We start from the raw sequence: 17,405 nt of genomic DNA, 5'->3' as shown, positions 1-17,405 counted from the left end.
TTACGTATCGACCGCCGTATCCGCCCAGTTGGAAACGGCCCAGCGGGGATTGCTGGCGACATGTTTGACCGTATCGCGCGCCACCGTGATGAAGCCCCATTCGGCAACGTTGATCAGCGGCAGATCGGCGGCGACCTGCTTCTGGAAATCCTTGTAAAGCGCCGTGCGTGCGGCGGTATCGACCGTTATCGCCGCCTTGTCGATCAATTCGTCCAGCGTCTTGTTCTCGTAACCGCCCTGGTTGGAGAAGCCGACGCCCGCCGCAATGCCGGAACGCACGAGAATGGTGGTGGAAATTGCCGGGTCGCCGCGGAAGACCGGAGGCGCGATGGCAAGGTCGAAGGCGTGATCGGTGTAGACGGCCTTCTGGTGAGCGGCTGAATCATTATTGACCAACTCGGCATCGATGCCGATTTCCTGCAATGCCTGACGAAGATAGGAGCCGAACTGCCTGGTTTCATTGAAATAGGGCGCCGGCAGAAGTTTCAGCGAGAAACGTGTTCCGTTCGGGCCGCGTCCATAACCCGCCTCGTCCAGCAGGGCATTGGCCTTGGCCACATCGAAATCATAGGTCTCGACATCGTCGGTGTAGAATTCAGGGGCGTTCTTCGGCACCAGGCCTGTGGATGCCGTGGCGTAACCGAGGAAGACCTTGTCGATGACGAATTTTTTGTCGATGGCGTGGGCGATGGCCTTTCTGACCTTGAGATCGGCCAGTTCCTTGCGACGATGGTTGATTTCGACCACCAGCTGATAGGTCAGCGCCTCGTAACCATCGGCAATGACCTTGATGCCAGGCACCTTCGAGATGCGGTCGAGATCGGCCAGAGGCACGGCGGAGAAGGCGGCGAGCTGGATTTCCTCCGCTTCGAGCGCGGAAGCCGCACCCGCCCGGTCCGGCAGGACGCGGTAGATGATCTCTTCGAGCTGCGGTTCGTCCTTGCCCCAGTAATTGGGATTGCGGGTCAGACGATAATATTCGCCGGGCTTGTATTCGGCAAAGACGAAAGGCCCGGTGCCGACCGGTTTGGTATTGGCCGGGTTGGTGGCGATATCGGTGCCTTCATAAAGATGTTTCGGCACGACGCTGGTAACGACCGGCAGCGCGTTGCGGATGAGCTGGAAGGGTGTCGGCTTGGAGAAGCGGAAGATCGCCGTGTGTTCATCCGGCGTATCCACCTTCTCGAGATTGGCGAAGACCAGCCGTCCGAGATTCTGCAGCGGTTTCCAGATGGAGAGCGCCGAAAAGGCGACATCCGCCGAGGTGAACGGCTTGCCGTCATGCCAGGACACGCCTTCGCGCAGCTTGAAAGTGGCGCTGAGACCGTCATCCGATCCCTGCCATTCGGTCGCAAGCCGCGGTGTGAGCCCGTCCTTGCCATCGAAGGAGGCCTCGGCCAGCGGCTCGACGATCTTGCTGGCAATATAAAACACGCCGTTTGAGGCGACGATCGCCGGGTTGAGGTTCTTCGGCTCCGAATCGGCCGCGACGATCAGCCTTCCGCCGGGTGCCGCCTGCTGCGCGGCGGCGATGCCTGCCAAACCCGTGGTTGCGGCAAGAAGGAGTGACGTCTTGAGAAGCGAGCGGCGGGACAGGTGGACAGGCGACATGATTCACTCCGGAAATGAGGGCTGGGCGGGCCTTTCCACTTGGTCCGCGGCGGCCGATCTTAAGACTGCAACCTCGGCAGTGTCCACGTTAATTCGCGGGCTTTACAGCAATGATTTTACGTTGCGCGGGCCTTTGCGGAAACAATATGCTTTCCGACGGCAATGCGCTTTTCTCCTGCTGCGGTCCTGCTGGCGGCGATGTTCCGGAAAATTGATTTAACGCAATGAAATTAGGTGGTTGGGACGCCGGTGCTTCGGCCGTATGCGCCCCGTTACGCCTGTGGGCGGAGCGAAAATCTGCCGCGGTGGCCCCGTTTGGAAAGGGGTAATTAACCTTTATTTTCTATTTCAGGGAGACCGAAATATGTACGTTTATGATGAGTGTGCACGCTGCCATGAGTTTCTCCCGATCCAGATTCCAGAATTCGTCCAATAGTGTAGGGGAGGGGAGCGACAAGGCTCGTCATGCCGGCGAGCAGTCGGTTGCCGGTCAGCAGACGGCGGGAATGAAGGCGGGCGCGGCACCCCGGCCGAATGCCGATGTCAGCGCAGCCGACGCCATTGAAGGTCGCGCCGAGATGCCCGGCTGGCAGAATGCTTTCGTGCTCGGCCCGAATGTGCGTTTCACCCGCACGCCGGAAAGCGCCTTTGCCCGGCGCATGCCGGTCGAGACACCCAATATTCCGGAAGAGGAAATCCTGGATGCCGCCCCGCCTGAAACGGTGGAGCAGGAAGCGGTGGCGCAGCAACACGCTGTGCAGCAGGAGGTTTCTGTCCCTCAACCCGTCGTGAAGCCGGCTGAACAGCGCGTGCCGCCGCCGCGCATGCCGTTTCTGCCGCAGCCGCCGGAGGCCCGGGGCGCCAGGGCGCTGACTTACAAATTGCGGCTGGAGCTCGCCCGCAAGCAGGCGGAAGAGGCGGCTGCCGCTGCGCAGATGCCGGTTCAGGAGGGGATCTCCGTAGCCGTGGAAGCGCCTGTGCCGCAGGCATCCCCGTCGGTTCACCCGCAATCCGTCGAGGCCGCTCAGGCCGTCATTCCTGCTTTCGCCGCCCATCTGCCGGATGAGCTTTTCTGGGAAGTGATGACGCTCGATCTGCCGGGCAGTGCCGGCGAGGGCGTTTCCGCGTCCACGCGCGCCGTTCTTGCAAATTCGGTCGTCACAGCGCCAGCGATAGTCGCGCCGGTCGCCGTCGTGTCGCCGGCAGCGGCTGCGATCGTGCTTTCGTCCGAACCTCCTGTTGTCACCGTGCCGGGCGGTTCCGCAATCCGGCTTTACCGCGAGATCGGCGTGCGTCAGTCCGTCGTTCCTGCCGCCCTTCCGGTCGTGGAACAGGAAGTCGCGTCGCCACCCGTCGCTGAAGCGCCGATGGTTGTCGAAACGCCGAGACCTTTGGAGCAGGTTCAGCCGGTTGAGAGAATTGCGGCCGAGCCGCGTTTCACGCCGCGCGCGCCCATCCAGGCCTCGCAGCCGATGTTCCGCGAAGCTCCGGTTTTTGCCGAGGGGGAATATGAATATCCCTCCATCGATCTTCTGCAGGAGGCCCGCGTCCAGCAGACCACGACCATGACGCCGGAAGCGCTGGAGCAGAGCGCCGGGCTTCTCGAAAGCGTGCTGGAGGATTTCGGCATCAAGGGCGAGATCATCGATGTCCGCCCCGGCCCGGTCGTCACTCTGTATGAGTTCGAACCCGCCCCCGGCGTCAAGTCCTCGCGCGTCATCGGCCTGTCGGACGATATCGCCCGCTCCATGTCGGCGCTCTCGGCGCGCGTCGCCGTCGTGCCCGGCCGCAATGTCATCGGCATCGAACTACCGAACCCGGTGCGCGAGACGGTTTATCTGCGCGAACTGATCGAAGCGACCGACTACGCCGAGACCCGCCAGAAGCTCGCACTTTGCCTCGGCAAGACGATTGGCGGCGAACCTGTCATCGCGGAACTGGCGAAGATGCCGCATCTGCTGGTCGCCGGCACCACCGGCTCCGGCAAGTCGGTCGCCATCAACACCATGATCCTGTCGCTGCTCTATCGTCTGAAGCCGGAAGAGTGCCGTCTCATCATGGTCGATCCCAAGATGCTCGAGCTTTCCGTTTATGACGGTATTCCGCATCTGTTGACGCCTGTCGTCACCGATCCGAAAAAAGCGGTCATGGCGTTGAAATGGGCCGTACGCGAAATGGAAGACCGTTATCGCAAGATGTCGCGTCTCGGCGTGCGCAATATCGATGGCTACAATGCAAGGGCCGCTGCCGCCCGCGCCAAGGGCGAGACGGTGTTCTGCAACGTGCAGAGCGGCTTCGACCGCGCCACCGGCGAGGCGGTCTACGAGCAGGAAGAAATGGACCTCACGGCCATGCCCTATATCGTCGTCATCGTCGACGAAATGGCCGACCTGATGATGGTCGCCGGCAAGGAAATCGAAGGCGCGATCCAGCGCCTGGCGCAGATGGCGCGTGCTGCCGGCATCCATCTCATCATGGCAACCCAGCGCCCGTCGGTCGATGTCATCACCGGTACGATCAAGGCGAATTTCCCGACCCGTATCTCCTTCCAGGTGACCTCGAAGATCGACAGCCGCACCATCCTTGGCGAACAGGGCGCGGAGCATCTGCTCGGTCAGGGCGATATGCTGCACATGATGGGCGGCGGCCGCATCGCCCGTGTCCACGGTCCTTTCGTTTCGGATGAGGAAGTGGAAAAGGTGGTCGCGCATCTGAAGACGCAGGGACGTCCGGAATATCTCGGCACCGTTACCGAAGACGCCGACGAAACCGACGATGAGGTTGAAGAGGAAGCCGCTGTTTTCGACAAGACCGCCATGGGTGAGGACGATAGCGACGATCTCTATGAAAAGGCCGTCAAGGTGGTGATGCGCGACAAGAAGTGCTCCACATCCTATATCCAGCGCCGCCTGTCCGTCGGTTATAACCGTGCCGCTTCGCTGGTCGAGCGCATGGAACAGGAAGGCATTGTCGGGCCTGCCAACCATGTCGGCAAACGCGCGATCATCGCCGGCGAACGCTCTTCTTACGATGCCATGGGAGCGGAAGACTGATTGAGCCCTCGGTGCGCGCGATATTCGATTGCAAAAACGCGCCCCGTGAATAGCTTGTGCGGCATGGATCTGGAATTGGGAGGATTCCCTCATGGCGCACAGCATTGAAAAAGCCACCGTTCTGGCGAGCCTGGATGAGCTGGAGCGGTTTTGCCGCACCGTTTTTCTGGCCGCCGGCACCGATGACGAAACGGCCGATGCGGCGACCCGCGCCATGATGCACGGCACAAGGCTCGGTGTGGACAGCCACGGTGTGCGCCTCCTCGCACATTATATTACCGCGCTCGAAGGCGGGCGTCTCAATCGGCGTCCGCAGATCCGCCGCGTTTCGGGCTTCGGCGCGGTGGAGACGATCGACGCCGACCACGCCCATGGCGCCCGCGCCACCTATGCGGCGATGGACAGCGCCATGGCGCTCGCGGAAAAATTCGGCATTGGCGCGGTGGCGATCCGCAACTCATCGCATTTCGGCCCGGCCGGTGCATATGCGCTGGAAGCGGCGCGGCAGGGCTATATCGGCCTCACCTTCTGCAATTCCGACAGTTTCGTGCGCCTGCATGATGGCGCCATGCGTTTCCACGGCACCAATCCCATCGCCATCGGTGTGCCGGCAGCGGATGACATGCCCTGGCTGCTGGATATGGCTACCAGCGCGGTGCCCTATAACCGTGTCCTGCTTTACCGGAGCCTTGGCCAGCAATTGCCGCAAGGTGTGGCCTCGGATGGCGATGGTGTCGATACGCGCGATCCCCATGCCGTTGAAATGCTTGCCCCGGTCGGCGGCGAGTTCGGTTTCAAGGGTGCGGCGCTTGCGGGAATGGTCGAGATTTTCAGCGCCGTTCTCACGGGCATGAAACTCAGCTTCGATATCGCCCCCATGGGCGGGCCGGATTTTTCCACGCCGCGCGGGCTTGGGGCTTTCGTTCTGGCGCTGAAGCCGGAAGCTTTCCTGGAGCGCGAGGTGTTCGACGAGGGCATGAAGCGTTATCTCGAGGTCCTGCGGGGATCTCCTGTGCGGGAAGACTGCAAGGTCATGGCGCCGGGTGACCGGGAGTGGGCGGTGGCGGCAAGACGGGAAAGGGAAGGGGCTCCTGTCGATCCCGTCACGCGGGCGGCCTTCTCGGAGCTTGCTGCAAAATTCTCGGTCATCCCGCCCGCCTATCATTAAAGCAGCTGCGGCTGACGGCGGCGTTCCGCCGTCGTCCCATGATCAGGCGGGTCGCAGCAGCATGTTCGGGCGCGGATAGGGCGCTGCCGCCGCGCCCAGCCTTTCGGCCCCGATGGGGCGGCCGATATAATAACCCTGCGCGTAGTCGATCTCCATCTGACGCACGAGCCTCAGCTGTTCCTCGGTTTCGACGCCTTCGATCAGGATCTTGTGGCCGCGATTGCGGATGAGGCGGATCATGTCCTGCAGCATCGCCCGGCCACGTGGGGTCTTGCTGTCGTGCAGGAAGGAGCGGTCGATCTTGACGGTATCGAAATCCGTCATGCGCAGCCACGAAAGGCCGGCAAAACCCGTTCCGAAATCATCCAGCCAGATATTGATGCCGAGCGTTTTCAGGTCGTTCAGACAACGCAGCACGTCCGAATGCATTTCCATGTCGACGCCTTCGGTGATTTCGAAGGCAAGCCTGTTGCCGGCAATTCCCGCTTCCACGAGAATGGCGGCCACCGAAGTGGCGAACCCCGGATTTTTCAACTGCATCGGCGATACGTTGACACTGACGACCGCCACCTTGTCATCGGCTAGTATCTGCTTGCAGACGGTCTTGATGGTCCACAGGCCCAGTTCCATGATCGTGCCGGTGCGTTCGGCAATCGGAATGAAAATACCGGGTGCGACTGGATTGCCATCCAGCAGGCGAAGCCGCATCAGCGCTTCAACCCCCGCGGTCTCGTTGGTCGAAACGTTGAGAATAGGTTGATAGACGAGGGAAACGAGATCTTCCGCGACGGCGATTTTCAGCAGGGCGGCAATATTCTCCGTCTCGTCGCTGGTCTGCGGATCGTCCGGATCGAACAGCTTCATGCAGTTGCGGCCGTTGCCCTTTGCTATATAGAGCGCGCGGTCGGCCTCGTTGATGATCTTTTCCAGCTTGCCGTCCGCATTGGGACGGGTGAAGGACGCACCGATGCTGACGGTGACGATGAAGGTGCCATCCCGGCGCTGGTCATGCGCCAGCGAAAGGTTTTCAACGGTGTGGCGGATCGTTTCGGCAAGCTCACCCACCTGCTGCTTGGACTTGAATGGCGCCAGCACGATGAATTCCTCACCGCCATAGCGGCCGATGGAAGCGCCGTGTTCGATGATCGCATCCTGCAGGGCGGTGCCCACCGTCACCAGGCACTTGTCGCCTTCCTGGTGGCCGTAACGGTCGTTGTATTTCTTGAAGAAGTCGACATCTATCAGGAAAACGGCAAAGCCTTCTTCCTTCCTGATCCAGTTGTCCCACAGCAGGCGCAGATGGTGGTCGATGGCGCGGCGGTTCTGCAGGCCCGTCAGGGAGTCGGTATTGGAAAGCCGCAGCAGCGCCTGACCACGTTCGTCCGCTGCCTTTTGCTGCGCCTTCGCTTCCAGCCCGTTGACGAAGACGTGGTAGCGCTCCCGGTTCAGGTTCCAGTTCACGTAAGAGGTGAAAACGAAGCAGGATATGTAGAAGGTTCCGAAGGCGAACTTGTAGAAGCTGTCCTCGGGAAACTGCGTTGCCGCCAGAAAATAGGTAACGAGAATGATGCCAGAAGACACCAGCGACAGATGGAAGCGGAAGGTGAAAAACAGATTGGCGCCCATCATGAAGATCGCCCCGAAAACCATGTAATAGGACATGTTTTCGGTATTGTCGGTCAGCAGCGAAGGCAACAGCCAGCCGATATATCCCATGACGAGAGCGGTCGCACAGGTAAGGTCGAGCGCTGCGGTGCTGGCGCCCCTGTGCAGCTGGATTTCCAGCGTCAGCAGGGATGACAGGACGACCGCGAAGCGTGCGACAATGGTGTAAAAAGCGACGTCGGGTATAAGAATGATGTCGGTTGCGGCAAACAGCATATAGATGAAGACAGCTGTCCACAGGCCCCGCCGGATCGAACCGCGGCGGCTGCGCTCACCTTCCTGCTGGTAAAGGGAAAGAAGTTCATCAGAAAACCGGGATTCCGGCCGCCGATAGTCTTGCTGTCCACTCACCTCTCCCAATGTGTGCTTCATGCACTTTCCCATAGTGTTGCGTATACTTTATTAAGTAACTGCTTATTCCACTTTTCCGTGTGCTGTCGCACCCAGTGCGGGTTCCCGTCGATCTCTGCTGATGTGTGCGGAGAACATGGAAAGGAAGAACGCATCATACGTTCGCAACATTAAGTTTCACTAAACCGCGTATCCGCTTTCTCCCGTCCTCACGAGTGTGACCAAAAAAATACGCTAATCTACTAATGTATCCCTACACCGCTCAAAAATCGAAAGCGAGTGGCCTTCCGCCTCCCAGAAACGTATAGTTAACAATGTGTTAATACTGGAGGCTGAAGTGGTGCGGGTAAAGAAGAAAAATCTTGACGGGGCAAGTCTGATTACCCCGGATACTGTCGCAAAAGAGATTTTTGCACGCAGAACGGAAACATTCGATGAGCAGTTCGCAGTTGCGAAAGCAGAGGTGGCGCTCATTCTCGAATTGGCACAACAGCAATTCGACAATCGTGTTTCAGCACGTGAGGTAATACATCGGACAGCGGGTGCACTTCACGGTCTGCGAGAAAAGCTCCACTCAAGCGTGTGGGCTGAACTGATTCCGCTTGTACAGAATCACCCCGTTTCCGCCCATTTTCTGGAGGACCCCTTCACGCGCTGGTCTTTCGAAAAGCCGCGGGGTTATTCGGGCGATGCGCAGCTGCTCGATTTCATTTATGGCCACGACAGTGTTGCCGAACTGGTGAACAAGGCCACGCCGCTCGGTACGGCCCTTTACGATTACACCAAGGATGCCAGCTCCTCGGTTGCCGTGCGCGAGCGGCGCGACTTGCTGACGCGGTTCGTCGATGAGGCTGCGGCCCGGCATGGCAATGAGACGGAAATCCTCACCATCGCTTCCGGCCATCTGCGCGAGGCGGATGCCTCCGTGGCGCTGAAAGAGGGCAAAATCAAGCGCTGGGTGGCGCTCGATCAGGACCCCTTGAGCGTCGGTTCCGTCGCCCGCGATTTCAACGGCAGCTGCATCGAGGCGATCGACGGTTCCGTGCGCGATATCGTCCTGCGCACGCAGGACCTCGGCACTTTCGACCTGATCTACGCGGCCGGTCTCTACGATTATCTGAACGACCGTGTGGCGATCAAACTCACGCGGCGCTGCATGGAAATGCTGAAGCCCGGCGGCATGTTCCTCTTCGCCAATTTCTCGGAGGACATCGTCGTCGACGGTTACATGGAAACCTTCATGAACTGGGCGCTGCTGTTGCGTTCGAAAGCGGATATGTGGCGGATCGTCAATGCCAGCGCCGATCCTGCAGGCATCGAGGCGGATGTGTTCTTCGGGGAGAACCACAATATCGTCTACGCCACGATGCGTAAGAAGGTGTGACGTTCTTCGGGCCAGTCTCTGCTTGCCAATAACCATTTGATTAAACCTCGGCGCGGGCCTAAGAATCCGCGCCGAATGCGTTGCAGAATGGAATGGCTGAAATGAAGAGATATTATTCGGATATGGGTGGTTTGCCGGGACAGACGGAACTTCTGTCGAGCAAGGCGGTGTTCAAGACCGCCTATGCGGTCATCCCCAAAACCGTCATGTCCGATATCGTGACAAGCGTGCTGCCGCACTGGACCGGCACCCGGGCCTGGATCATCGCCCGGCCGATGACGGGTTTTTCCGAAACCTTTGCGCAATATATTGTCGAGGTTCAGCCCGGCGGCGGCAGCGACCGGCCGGAACCGGACGCACGGGCCGAAGCGGCGATCTTCGTCGTTGACGGCGAAATGACCGTGGAATTCGAGGGCGTGCAGCATGCGTTGCGGGAGGGCTCCTTCGCCTTCCTGCCGGCCGGTTCGCGCTGGCAGCTTCGCAATTCGGGCGAGGCGCCCGTCAAGTTCCACTGGGTCCGCAAAGCGTTCCAGGCGGTTGACGGGCTGGAGCCGCCCCCGGCGATCTTCACGCATGAGGATGAGCACGCTTTGTCGGCCATGCCGGACACGGACGGCAAATGGGCGACGACCCGCTTCATCGATCCGGAAGACGTGCGTTACGACATGCATCTCAACATCGTCACCTTCGAGCCGGGCGCGACCATTCCCTTCATGGAAACCCATGTGATGGAACACGGCCTTTATGTGCTGGAAGGCAAGGCCGTCTACCGGCTGAACGAGGACTGGGTGGAAGTGCAGGCGGGTGACTTCATGTGGCTGCGCGCCTATTGCCCGCAGGCCTGCTATGCAGGTGGGCCAGGCCGCTTCCGTTACCTGCTCTATAAGGATGTGAACCGGCACGTGAAGCTCTGGTAAGGGCGTCATATCGGGAAAACCCATGAATTATCGCGCAATCCGGCGGTTTGCGCGATAAATGCTTGCGTTAAATCGAATATCTCTCATAAATCCGGTTATGCGGACGGCTATCGCTGTGCCGCACTGTTTCGGCATTCGCCTGCTATCCTTGAGAAGACCTCCCGTATGAATGAGATAATCGATACCAATGTCTTCAATCTTGCCCCCGTGGCGATGTGGATCGAGGATTTCAGCGAGGTGAAAAGCCAGTTCGATATCTGGCGATCGCAGGGCGTCGAGGATATCCGGGCGTTTCTTCTGGAAGATTTATCGAGGGTGGCGGCCTGCTCGCAGAAAATCCGCGTGATCAAGGTCAACGCCAGGACGCTGGAACTGTTCGAGGCCCGCGATCAGGCGCATCTCGTCGACAATCTGCATCGGATTTTTCGCGACGACATGCTGGAGAGCCATGTGAACGAGCTTTCCGAACTCTGGGCGGGCAAGACGGAATTCACCAGCAACGCGGTCAATTATTCAATCGGCGGCAAGCGGCTGGATATCCAGTTGCGCGGTACGGTCATACCCGGCCATGAAGAAACCCTCGGACGGCTGCTTTTGACCACCGAGGATGTGACGGAGCGGGAGGAGGCGCGCCGCAAGGAGCTTCTCAACCGCCGTTACGCCGAAGGCATGTTCAAACATTCGCCCGTTTCCCTGTGGGTGGAGGATTTCAGCCGGGTGCGGCGTTTGATCGAGGAGGTCAGGGAGCGCGGTATCATCGATTTCCGCGTGTTCATGGATGTGCATCCCGAATTCGTGCGGCAATGCATGAGCGAAATCCGCGTCATCGACGTCAACCGCGCCACGCTCGACCTGTTCTGCGCGCCGGACCGGCAGGTTCTGTTGCAGCGGCTTGGTGATATTTTTCGCGGCGAGATGGAAAAGCCGTTCCGGGAACAGCTGATGGAGCTTTGGAACGGCAATCTCACCCACCACCGCGAGGTGGTGAATTACGCGCTTGACGGTTCGGAGCGGCACGTGCTCCTGCATTTTTCGGTTTTCCCCGGCCATGAGCGCGACTGGTCGCTGGTGCAGGTGGCGCTGACGGACATTACCGCGCGCAAGAAGGCGGAAGCCTATCTCGAATATCTCGGCAAGCACGATGTGCTGACCAAGCTGCACAACCGTGCCTTCTATTCGGACGAGCTGAACCGGCTGGAGCGCAGTGCGCTCAGGCCGGTTTCGGCCATCGTCATCGATCTCAACGGCCTGAAGGACGCCAATGACAGGCTGGGACACGATGCCGGCGACGCATTGTTGCGGCGTGTGGGCGAGGTGCTGAACGGCGTGGTGACAGCGCCGAACCATGCGGCGCGCATCGGCGGCGACGAATTCGCCATCCTTCTTCCCGGCGCCGACAGGCAGGTGGCCGCCGCCATGGTCGAAACCGTTTATGAGCTGCTGAAGATCAACAACCAGTTCTATTCCAGCGCGCCGCTCAGCCTGTCACTGGGCGTGGCGACCAGCGAGGCTGGAGAGACGATGGAATCGCTGGTACGCCGCGCCGATATGAACATGTACGAGCAGAAGAACGCCTATTATGCGGCGCTGCGCAACAGATCCGCCGACAATAACGACACGACGAAACCCGGCGCGCAGCCGGAAGCATCCTCACTGAAGCGTCTGTCCTAAGGGGGAGGGCGTCGTGGGGCATTCCCTCAGCCCCGACGTCATCCTCGGCCCTGTGCCGAGGATCTAATCACGTCGAATAAAATCAATCGGTTGCAGATCCTCGGGACAGGCCCGAGGATGACGTCGAGAGAATGTTATTCCGGAATCTAAACCGCGCAGCGGTGGTTTGGTCGCGACGGAAACAGCAGAAAGCTTCATTCGTCCGGCTGTCGCCTCCGGCTCGTCGCGATATGTCCTGCCTCGAACGCCAGTTAGTCCTCCATTCCCGAATTACAGCGCTCTCCGCAAGCCGTCTCACGCACCTTCACAAGCGCGTGAGACGGCTTTTGCACTGCAACAATTTCATTGCCGAAATTTTACATACGTCTTAGTATGTATGTAAATGTGACATTTTTTATGGATTCGGAGCGCAGTATGGCGAAGAGATTGGGGCAGATCGCGGCGGTGTTGTTGACGGGCATCGTTCTTGTCGGATGTAGCGATGAGCAGGCGTCTGCGCCCGGCGCGCCGCCGCCCGGTGCGGTGAAGATCGTGACGGTGAGCCAGGAAGAACTGCCCATCACCAACGAATTGCCGGGACGCATTGCGCCGACGCGGCTTGCCGAAGTACGCCCCCGTGTCTCCGGCATCATCGTGGAGCGGGTGTTCGAACAGGGCTCGCTGGTGAAGGAGGGCGATGTTCTCTACAGGATCGATCCCGCGCCGTTCCAGGTGCGTGTCGACAGCGCCGAGGGCACGTTGCGCCGGGCGCAGGCCGCGCAGCTGCAGGCGCGGCAGACGGCCGACAGGCAGCAGCAGCTGCGCCGTTCCAATGTCGGTTCGCAGCAGGAATTCGACAACGCCATCGCCCAGCTGGCGCAGGCCGATGCCGAGGTGGCCGTGGCCGAAGCCGGGGTCGCGGAAGCGAAGCTCAATCTGCAATATGCCGATGTCAAAGCCCCGATCAGCGGCCGCATCGGTCGCGCGCGTATTACCGAAGGCGCCCTCGTCAGCGCCACCGGCTCGGAAAATCTCGCGACGATCCAGCAGCTCGATCCGATCTATGCCGACTTCACCCAGCCGGCGGCCGATCTTATCCGCCTGCGCAAGGCCCTGCAGGATGGCAAGCTGATGACCGGCCCGAACGAAGCCGAAGTCAACCTGCTGTTCGATGACGGCAGCCGTTACCCGCTGCCCGGCCGCCTGCTGTTTTCCGAAGCGGCGGTGGATGAAACCACCGGTCAGGTGACGCTGCGCGGTGAATTCCCCAACCCGAACGGCGATCTGCTGCCGGGCATGTATGTCCGTGTGCAAATCCAGCAGGGTATCCAGAAAGCGGCCTTCGCCGTGCCGCAGCAGGCGGTTCAGCGCGATGCCGGCGGTCAGGCGAGCGTGCTTGTCGTCAATGCCGAAGACACGGTCGAGCAGCGTCGCGTCAGCGTCGGCCGTTCCATCGGCGATCGCTGGGTGATTTCCGAGGGCCTGAAGGATGGCGACCGCGTCGTGGCCGAAGGTTTCCAGAAGACCGCTCCGGGCGCGAAAGTGAAGCCGGAACCGTGGTCCGATGAGGCCGATGTCGCCACCGCCGCTGACAGCGAGAGCGCGGCTCCGGCTGCGAAGCAATAAGGACCGATTTCATGGCACGTTTTTTCATCGATCGGCCTATTTTTGCCTGGGTCGTCGCCATCTTCATCATGCTGGCGGGCCTGCTCGCCATTCCCATGCTGCCGATTGCGCAATATCCGAATGTCGCCCCGCCGCAGATCTCCGTCTCGACGACCTATCCGGGCGCGTCACCGGAGGATATTTACCAGAGCGTCACGCGTCCCATCGAAGAAGAGCTGAATGGCGTTCCAGGCCTGATCTATTTCGAATCGACGTCGGAATCCTCAGGTCGCATTTCCATCAATGTCACCTTTGCGCCGGGCTCCAACATCGGTGAAGCCCAGGTGGAGGTCCAGAACCGCATTGCGCGCGTCGAACCCCGCCTGCCGCAGGCGGTGACGCAGCAGGGCCTGCGCGTGGAGCAGGCGGGCACGTCGTTCCTGATGATGGTGGCGCTCACCTCCGTCGACGGCAACACGGACGCCATCGGTCTCGGCGACTATCTCAGCCGTAACGTGCTCGGCGAATTGCGCCGCGTTCCCGGTGTCGGCAGCGCGCAGCTCTTCGCCACCCAGCGCTCCATGCGTATCTGGATGGACCCGGACAAGATGCTGGGCCTCAGCCTGACCTCCAACGACGTCATCGGCGCCATTCAGGCGCAGAATTCGCAGGTTGCCGCCGGCCGCATCGGCGCATCGCCAAATCCCATCGGCCAGCAGATTTCCGCAACCGTCAATGTGCAGGGTCAGCTCACCTCGCCGGAAGAATTCGGCTCCATCGTGCTGCGCGCCAATCCGGACGGCTCGTCCGTACGGCTGCGCGATGTCGCACGTGTGGAAGTGGGCGGCGAAAGCTATAACTTCTCGAGCCGCCTGAACGGCAAGCCGAGCGCCGCCATCGGCGTGCAGCTTTCGCCCACCGGCAATGCGTTGCAGACCTCCGAGGGCGTTCGCGCCACCATGGAAGAGCTGTCGCGATATTTCCCGCCGGGTCTGGAATATGAAATTCCCTATGACACCAGCCCCTTCGTCAAGATTTCGATCGAAAAGGTCATTCACACGCTGATCGAGGCGATCATCCTCGTCTTCGTGGTGATGTTCGTCTTCCTGCAGAATATCCGCTACACCATCATTCCGACACTGGTGGTGCCCGTGGCGCTGCTCGGCACCTGCGCCATCATGTATGTCTCGGGTTTCTCTATCAACGTTCTGACCATGTTCGCCATGGTTCTCGCCATCGGCATTCTGGTGGATGACGCGATTGTCGTCGTCGAGAATGTCGAGCGCATCATGGCGGAAGAGCATCTGTCGCCCAAGGAGGCCACCCGCAAGGCGATGGGCCAGATTTCCGGCGCGATCATCGGCATCACGCTGGTGCTGACGGCCGTGTTCGTTCCCATGGCCTTCTTCCCGGGCGCCGTCGGCATCATCTATCAGCAGTTCAGCCTGACCATGGTGGTGTCGATCCTGTTTTCGGGCTTCCTTGCTTTGTCGCTCACACCCGCGCTCTGCGCGTCGTTCCTGAAGCCCATCAAGGCCGGGCACCATGAGAAGAAAGGCTTCTTCGGCTGGTTCAACCGGGGCTTCGACAAGGCCTCGCACAAATATTCCTCGTCCGTCGGCAGCATCATCAAGCGTTCCGGCCGCTTCATGGTCATTTACGCGGCGTTGCTGGTCGGTCTTGGCTGGGCGTATATGCAGCTGCCGAGTTCGTTCCTTCCGAACGAAGATCAGGGCTATCTGATCGTCGACATTCAGGCGCCGGCGGAAGCCAGCAGTGACCGCACCCTGCAATCCATCCAGCAGATCGAAAAGATCTTCATGGAAGAGCCGGCGGTGGATCGCGTGATTGCGGTTTCGGGTTTCTCCTTCTCCGGCTCCGGCCAGAATGCGGGTCTCGCCTTCGCCACCCTGAAGGACTGGAGCGAACGCGGACCGAACGATTCCGCCGCCGCCATATCGGCGCGCGTCAACGCCAAGCTGTGGGGTCTTCCCGATGCCATGTCGTTTGCGCTGTCGCCGCCGCCGATCCAGGGCCTCGGCAATTCCAGCGGCTTCACCTTCCGCCTGCAGGATCGCTCGGGCGCGGGACAGGCGGCTCTCAGCGCCGCCGGTGCGCAACTGATGGCTGCCGCCCGTCAGAGCCCCATCCTTGCCGGTCTTCGCATCGAAGGCATGCCGGATGCGGCGCAGGTCAATCTCATCATCGACCGTGAGAAGGCCAATACGTTCGGCGTCACCTTCAGCGACATCAACGCCACCATCTCGGCCAATATGGGTTCGTCCTACGTCAACGACTTCCCCAATGCCGGCCGCATGCAGCGCGTGACGGTGCAGGCGGAACAGGGCCAGCGCATGAAGACTGAGGATCTTTTGAACCTCAACGTCCGCAATGCAAATGGCGGCATGGTGCCGGTGAGCTCATTCGCCACGGTGGAATGGGTGCGCGGTCCCTCGCAGGTGGTCGGATACAATGGCTATCCGGCGGTCCGTATCGGCGGCCAGTCCGCACCCGGTTATTCGTCGGGTGACGCCATTGCCGAAATGGAGCGCTTAGCGGGTGAGTTGCCGAGCGGCTTCGGTTTCGAATGGACCGGCCAGTCGCTGCAGGAAATCCAGTCCGGGTCGCAGGCGCCGGCATTGATCGGGCTCAGCGTTCTGTTCGTCTTCCTGCTGCTGGCAGCACTTTACGAAAGCTGGTCCATTCCGCTCTCCGTCATGCTGGTGGTGCCGCTCGGCGTCATCGGCTCGGTGGCGGCGGTGATGCTGCGCGGCATGCCGAACGACGTCTATTTCCTCGTAGGCCTCGTCGCGATCATCGGTCTGTCCGCCAAGAACGCGATCCTGATCATCGAATTCGCCAAGGATTTGCGGGCGGAAGGAAAATCCACCTATGATGCGACGGTGGAGGCGGCGCATCTGCGCTTCCGGCCGATCCTGATGACGTCGCTCGCCTTCTCGCTCGGCGTGCTGCCGATGGCGATTGCGTCGGGCGCCAGCGCGGCGAGTCAGAACGCCATCGGCACCGGCGTGCTCGGCGGCATGATCTCTGCGACGATCCTTGCGATCTTCTTCGTTCCCGTCTTCTTCGTCTTCGTCATGAAGATTTTCGGGGATCGGAAGAAGGAGAATGAGATTGCTGCTGACGCCGTATCGCCGGCGGAATAAAACGGGTGTGACGGCTGGGCGAAAAGTCACGTGAATGCGTTCATCTGACTGACAGTTCGGCACCGCAAACAAGGCACGGTGCGAAAGCGCCGTGCCACGACTGGAAGGAGACATCAGCATGCGCCGAACCAAGGCCGAGGCAGAAGAGACCCGTCAGGCGATCCTTGCCGCTGCCGAGCGGGTGTTCTTCAAGAAGGGTGTGGCCAACAGCTCTCTGGATGAGGTGGCGGCTGCGGCCGGCGTTACGCGCGGGGCGATCTACTGGCATTTTTCCAGCAAGAGTGATCTCTTTATCGGCCTCTATCAATCGGTTTCCCTGCCGGAATCGGATCTGCTCGATTTCGGCGACCCCGACGTTAAGGGCCTGGCTCTGCTGGCCAAGATCGAGGAAGCGGCCTGCAAATGGCTGACGCTTCTTTCAAAAGATGAGCAACGCCAGCGCATCATGACCATCAGCCTGCGCACCAATTACTCCGATGAGTTCGCCCCGGTGCTGCACGCGCAGGAGGAACTGGACCGGTATCACAAGGATCGGCTCGAGGGCGCTTTCGCGCGGGCGCAGGCGGAAGGCGCATTCAACGACAACTGGACGGCGGACTCTGCGCTCGACGCGCTCTACTGGCTGCTGAAAGGCATGTGCTCCGACTGGCTGCTGTTCGGCAAGCGTTTCGATCTGGCCAAGGAGGGTGCTGAAGCCGTGCACCGTCTGATGAAGGGGTTCCAGCGCTCCTCCGCGTCATGACGCGACTTTCGCGACCTTCTGGCGCGGTTCCTGTGGTCAAATTTGAGTGTATTCTAAAACACCAGCGAAATTTGCTTTACGTACCTCAAAAC

10 protein-coding genes are annotated in these 17,405 nt (G+C 60.4%); 8 read left to right on the top strand and 2 right to left on the bottom strand.

What is annotated here, in order from left to right; genetic code table 11:
* A complete protein-coding gene (locus ACQZ5K_RS04385) occupies window positions 1–1,611 on the bottom strand; it encodes an ABC transporter substrate-binding protein (RefSeq protein WP_448739710.1) in 1,611 nt (536 codons plus the stop codon).
* Between the two features lie 374 nt (window positions 1,612–1,985).
* Here ACQZ5K_RS04385 and ACQZ5K_RS04380 point away from each other — a divergent pair, with 374 nt between their 5' ends.
* Window positions 1,986–4,664: a DNA translocase FtsK gene (locus ACQZ5K_RS04380; protein ID WP_448739709.1), complete on the top strand. Its 2,679-nt coding sequence runs from the start codon at window positions 1,986–1,988 to the stop codon at window positions 4,662–4,664.
* 91 nt (window positions 4,665–4,755) lie between these two features.
* Window positions 4,756–5,832 (top strand): Ldh family oxidoreductase, encoded by a 1,077-nt coding sequence (locus ACQZ5K_RS04375; RefSeq protein ID WP_175422116.1) that lies wholly within the window; start codon window positions 4,756–4,758, stop codon window positions 5,830–5,832.
* 42 nt (window positions 5,833–5,874) lie between these two features.
* On the opposite strand, the gene ACQZ5K_RS04370 is transcribed toward ACQZ5K_RS04375, so the two are convergent.
* The gene (locus tag ACQZ5K_RS04370; protein WP_137004621.1) at window positions 5,875–7,869 is read right to left on the bottom strand and encodes a putative bifunctional diguanylate cyclase/phosphodiesterase; all 1,995 of its coding nucleotides are present in this window, start codon (window positions 7,867–7,869) and stop codon (window positions 5,875–5,877) included.
* A gap of 316 nt (window positions 7,870–8,185) precedes the next feature.
* On the opposite strand from ACQZ5K_RS04370, the gene ACQZ5K_RS04365 reads away from it, so the two are divergent.
* From ACQZ5K_RS04365 to ACQZ5K_RS04340, 6 genes are all read left to right on the top strand, one after another.
* Window positions 8,186–9,232, top strand: a complete 1,047-nt coding sequence (locus ACQZ5K_RS04365) for a methyltransferase domain-containing protein (protein ID WP_175422115.1) — start codon at window positions 8,186–8,188, stop codon at window positions 9,230–9,232.
* Window positions 9,233–9,324: 92 nt separating this feature from the next.
* Entirely contained in the window at window positions 9,325–10,149 is an 825-nt protein-coding gene (locus ACQZ5K_RS04360) for a bifunctional allantoicase/(S)-ureidoglycine aminohydrolase (protein ID WP_137004620.1), read from the top strand.
* Between the two features lie 165 nt (window positions 10,150–10,314).
* Window positions 10,315–11,820, top strand: a complete 1,506-nt coding sequence (locus ACQZ5K_RS04355) for a sensor domain-containing diguanylate cyclase (protein ID WP_137004619.1) — start codon at window positions 10,315–10,317, stop codon at window positions 11,818–11,820.
* 414 nt (window positions 11,821–12,234) lie between these two features.
* The gene (locus ACQZ5K_RS04350; protein WP_080854637.1) at window positions 12,235–13,425 is read left to right on the top strand and encodes an efflux RND transporter periplasmic adaptor subunit; all 1,191 of its coding nucleotides are present in this window, start codon (window positions 12,235–12,237) and stop codon (window positions 13,423–13,425) included.
* An 11-nt stretch (window positions 13,426–13,436) separates the two neighbouring features.
* Window positions 13,437–16,571 carry an efflux RND transporter permease subunit gene (locus tag ACQZ5K_RS04345; RefSeq protein ID WP_125146280.1) on the top strand — a complete coding sequence of 1,045 codons (3,135 nt, stop codon included), beginning with the start codon at window positions 13,437–13,439 and terminating at the stop codon, window positions 16,569–16,571.
* A 118-nt stretch (window positions 16,572–16,689) separates the two neighbouring features.
* Window positions 16,690–17,313, top strand: coding sequence for a TetR family transcriptional regulator (locus ACQZ5K_RS04340; RefSeq protein WP_080857209.1), 624 nt, complete (start codon window positions 16,690–16,692; stop codon window positions 17,311–17,313).
* Window positions 17,314–17,405: the final 92 nt, after the last annotated feature.

The organism is Agrobacterium sp. 22-226-1 (genome assembly GCF_053522345.1).
Note: the sequence above shows the minus strand (reverse complement) of the source record. Positions and strands in the feature narration are given on the sequence as shown.

What these genes read in the sequence shown, in the direction of transcription:
- ACQZ5K_RS04385 (WP_448739710.1), bottom strand. Translation starts at nt 1,611, where the DNA reads ATGTCGCCTGTCCACCTGTCCCGCCGCTCGCTTCTCAAGACGTCACTC.
- ACQZ5K_RS04380 (WP_448739709.1), top strand. Translation starts at nt 1,986, where the DNA reads ATGATGAGTGTGCACGCTGCCATGAGTTTCTCCCGATCCAGATTCCAG.
- ACQZ5K_RS04375 (WP_175422116.1), top strand. Translation starts at nt 4,756, where the DNA reads ATGGCGCACAGCATTGAAAAAGCCACCGTTCTGGCGAGCCTGGATGAG.
- ACQZ5K_RS04370 (WP_137004621.1), bottom strand. Translation starts at nt 7,869, where the DNA reads ATGAAGCACACATTGGGAGAGGTGAGTGGACAGCAAGACTATCGGCGG.
- ACQZ5K_RS04360 (WP_137004620.1), top strand. Translation starts at nt 9,325, where the DNA reads ATGGCTGAAATGAAGAGATATTATTCGGATATGGGTGGTTTGCCGGGA.
- ACQZ5K_RS04355 (WP_137004619.1), top strand. Translation starts at nt 10,315, where the DNA reads ATGAATGAGATAATCGATACCAATGTCTTCAATCTTGCCCCCGTGGCG.
- ACQZ5K_RS04350 (WP_080854637.1), top strand. Translation starts at nt 12,235, where the DNA reads ATGGCGAAGAGATTGGGGCAGATCGCGGCGGTGTTGTTGACGGGCATC.
- ACQZ5K_RS04345 (WP_125146280.1), top strand. Translation starts at nt 13,437, where the DNA reads ATGGCACGTTTTTTCATCGATCGGCCTATTTTTGCCTGGGTCGTCGCC.
- ACQZ5K_RS04340 (WP_080857209.1), top strand. Translation starts at nt 16,690, where the DNA reads ATGCGCCGAACCAAGGCCGAGGCAGAAGAGACCCGTCAGGCGATCCTT.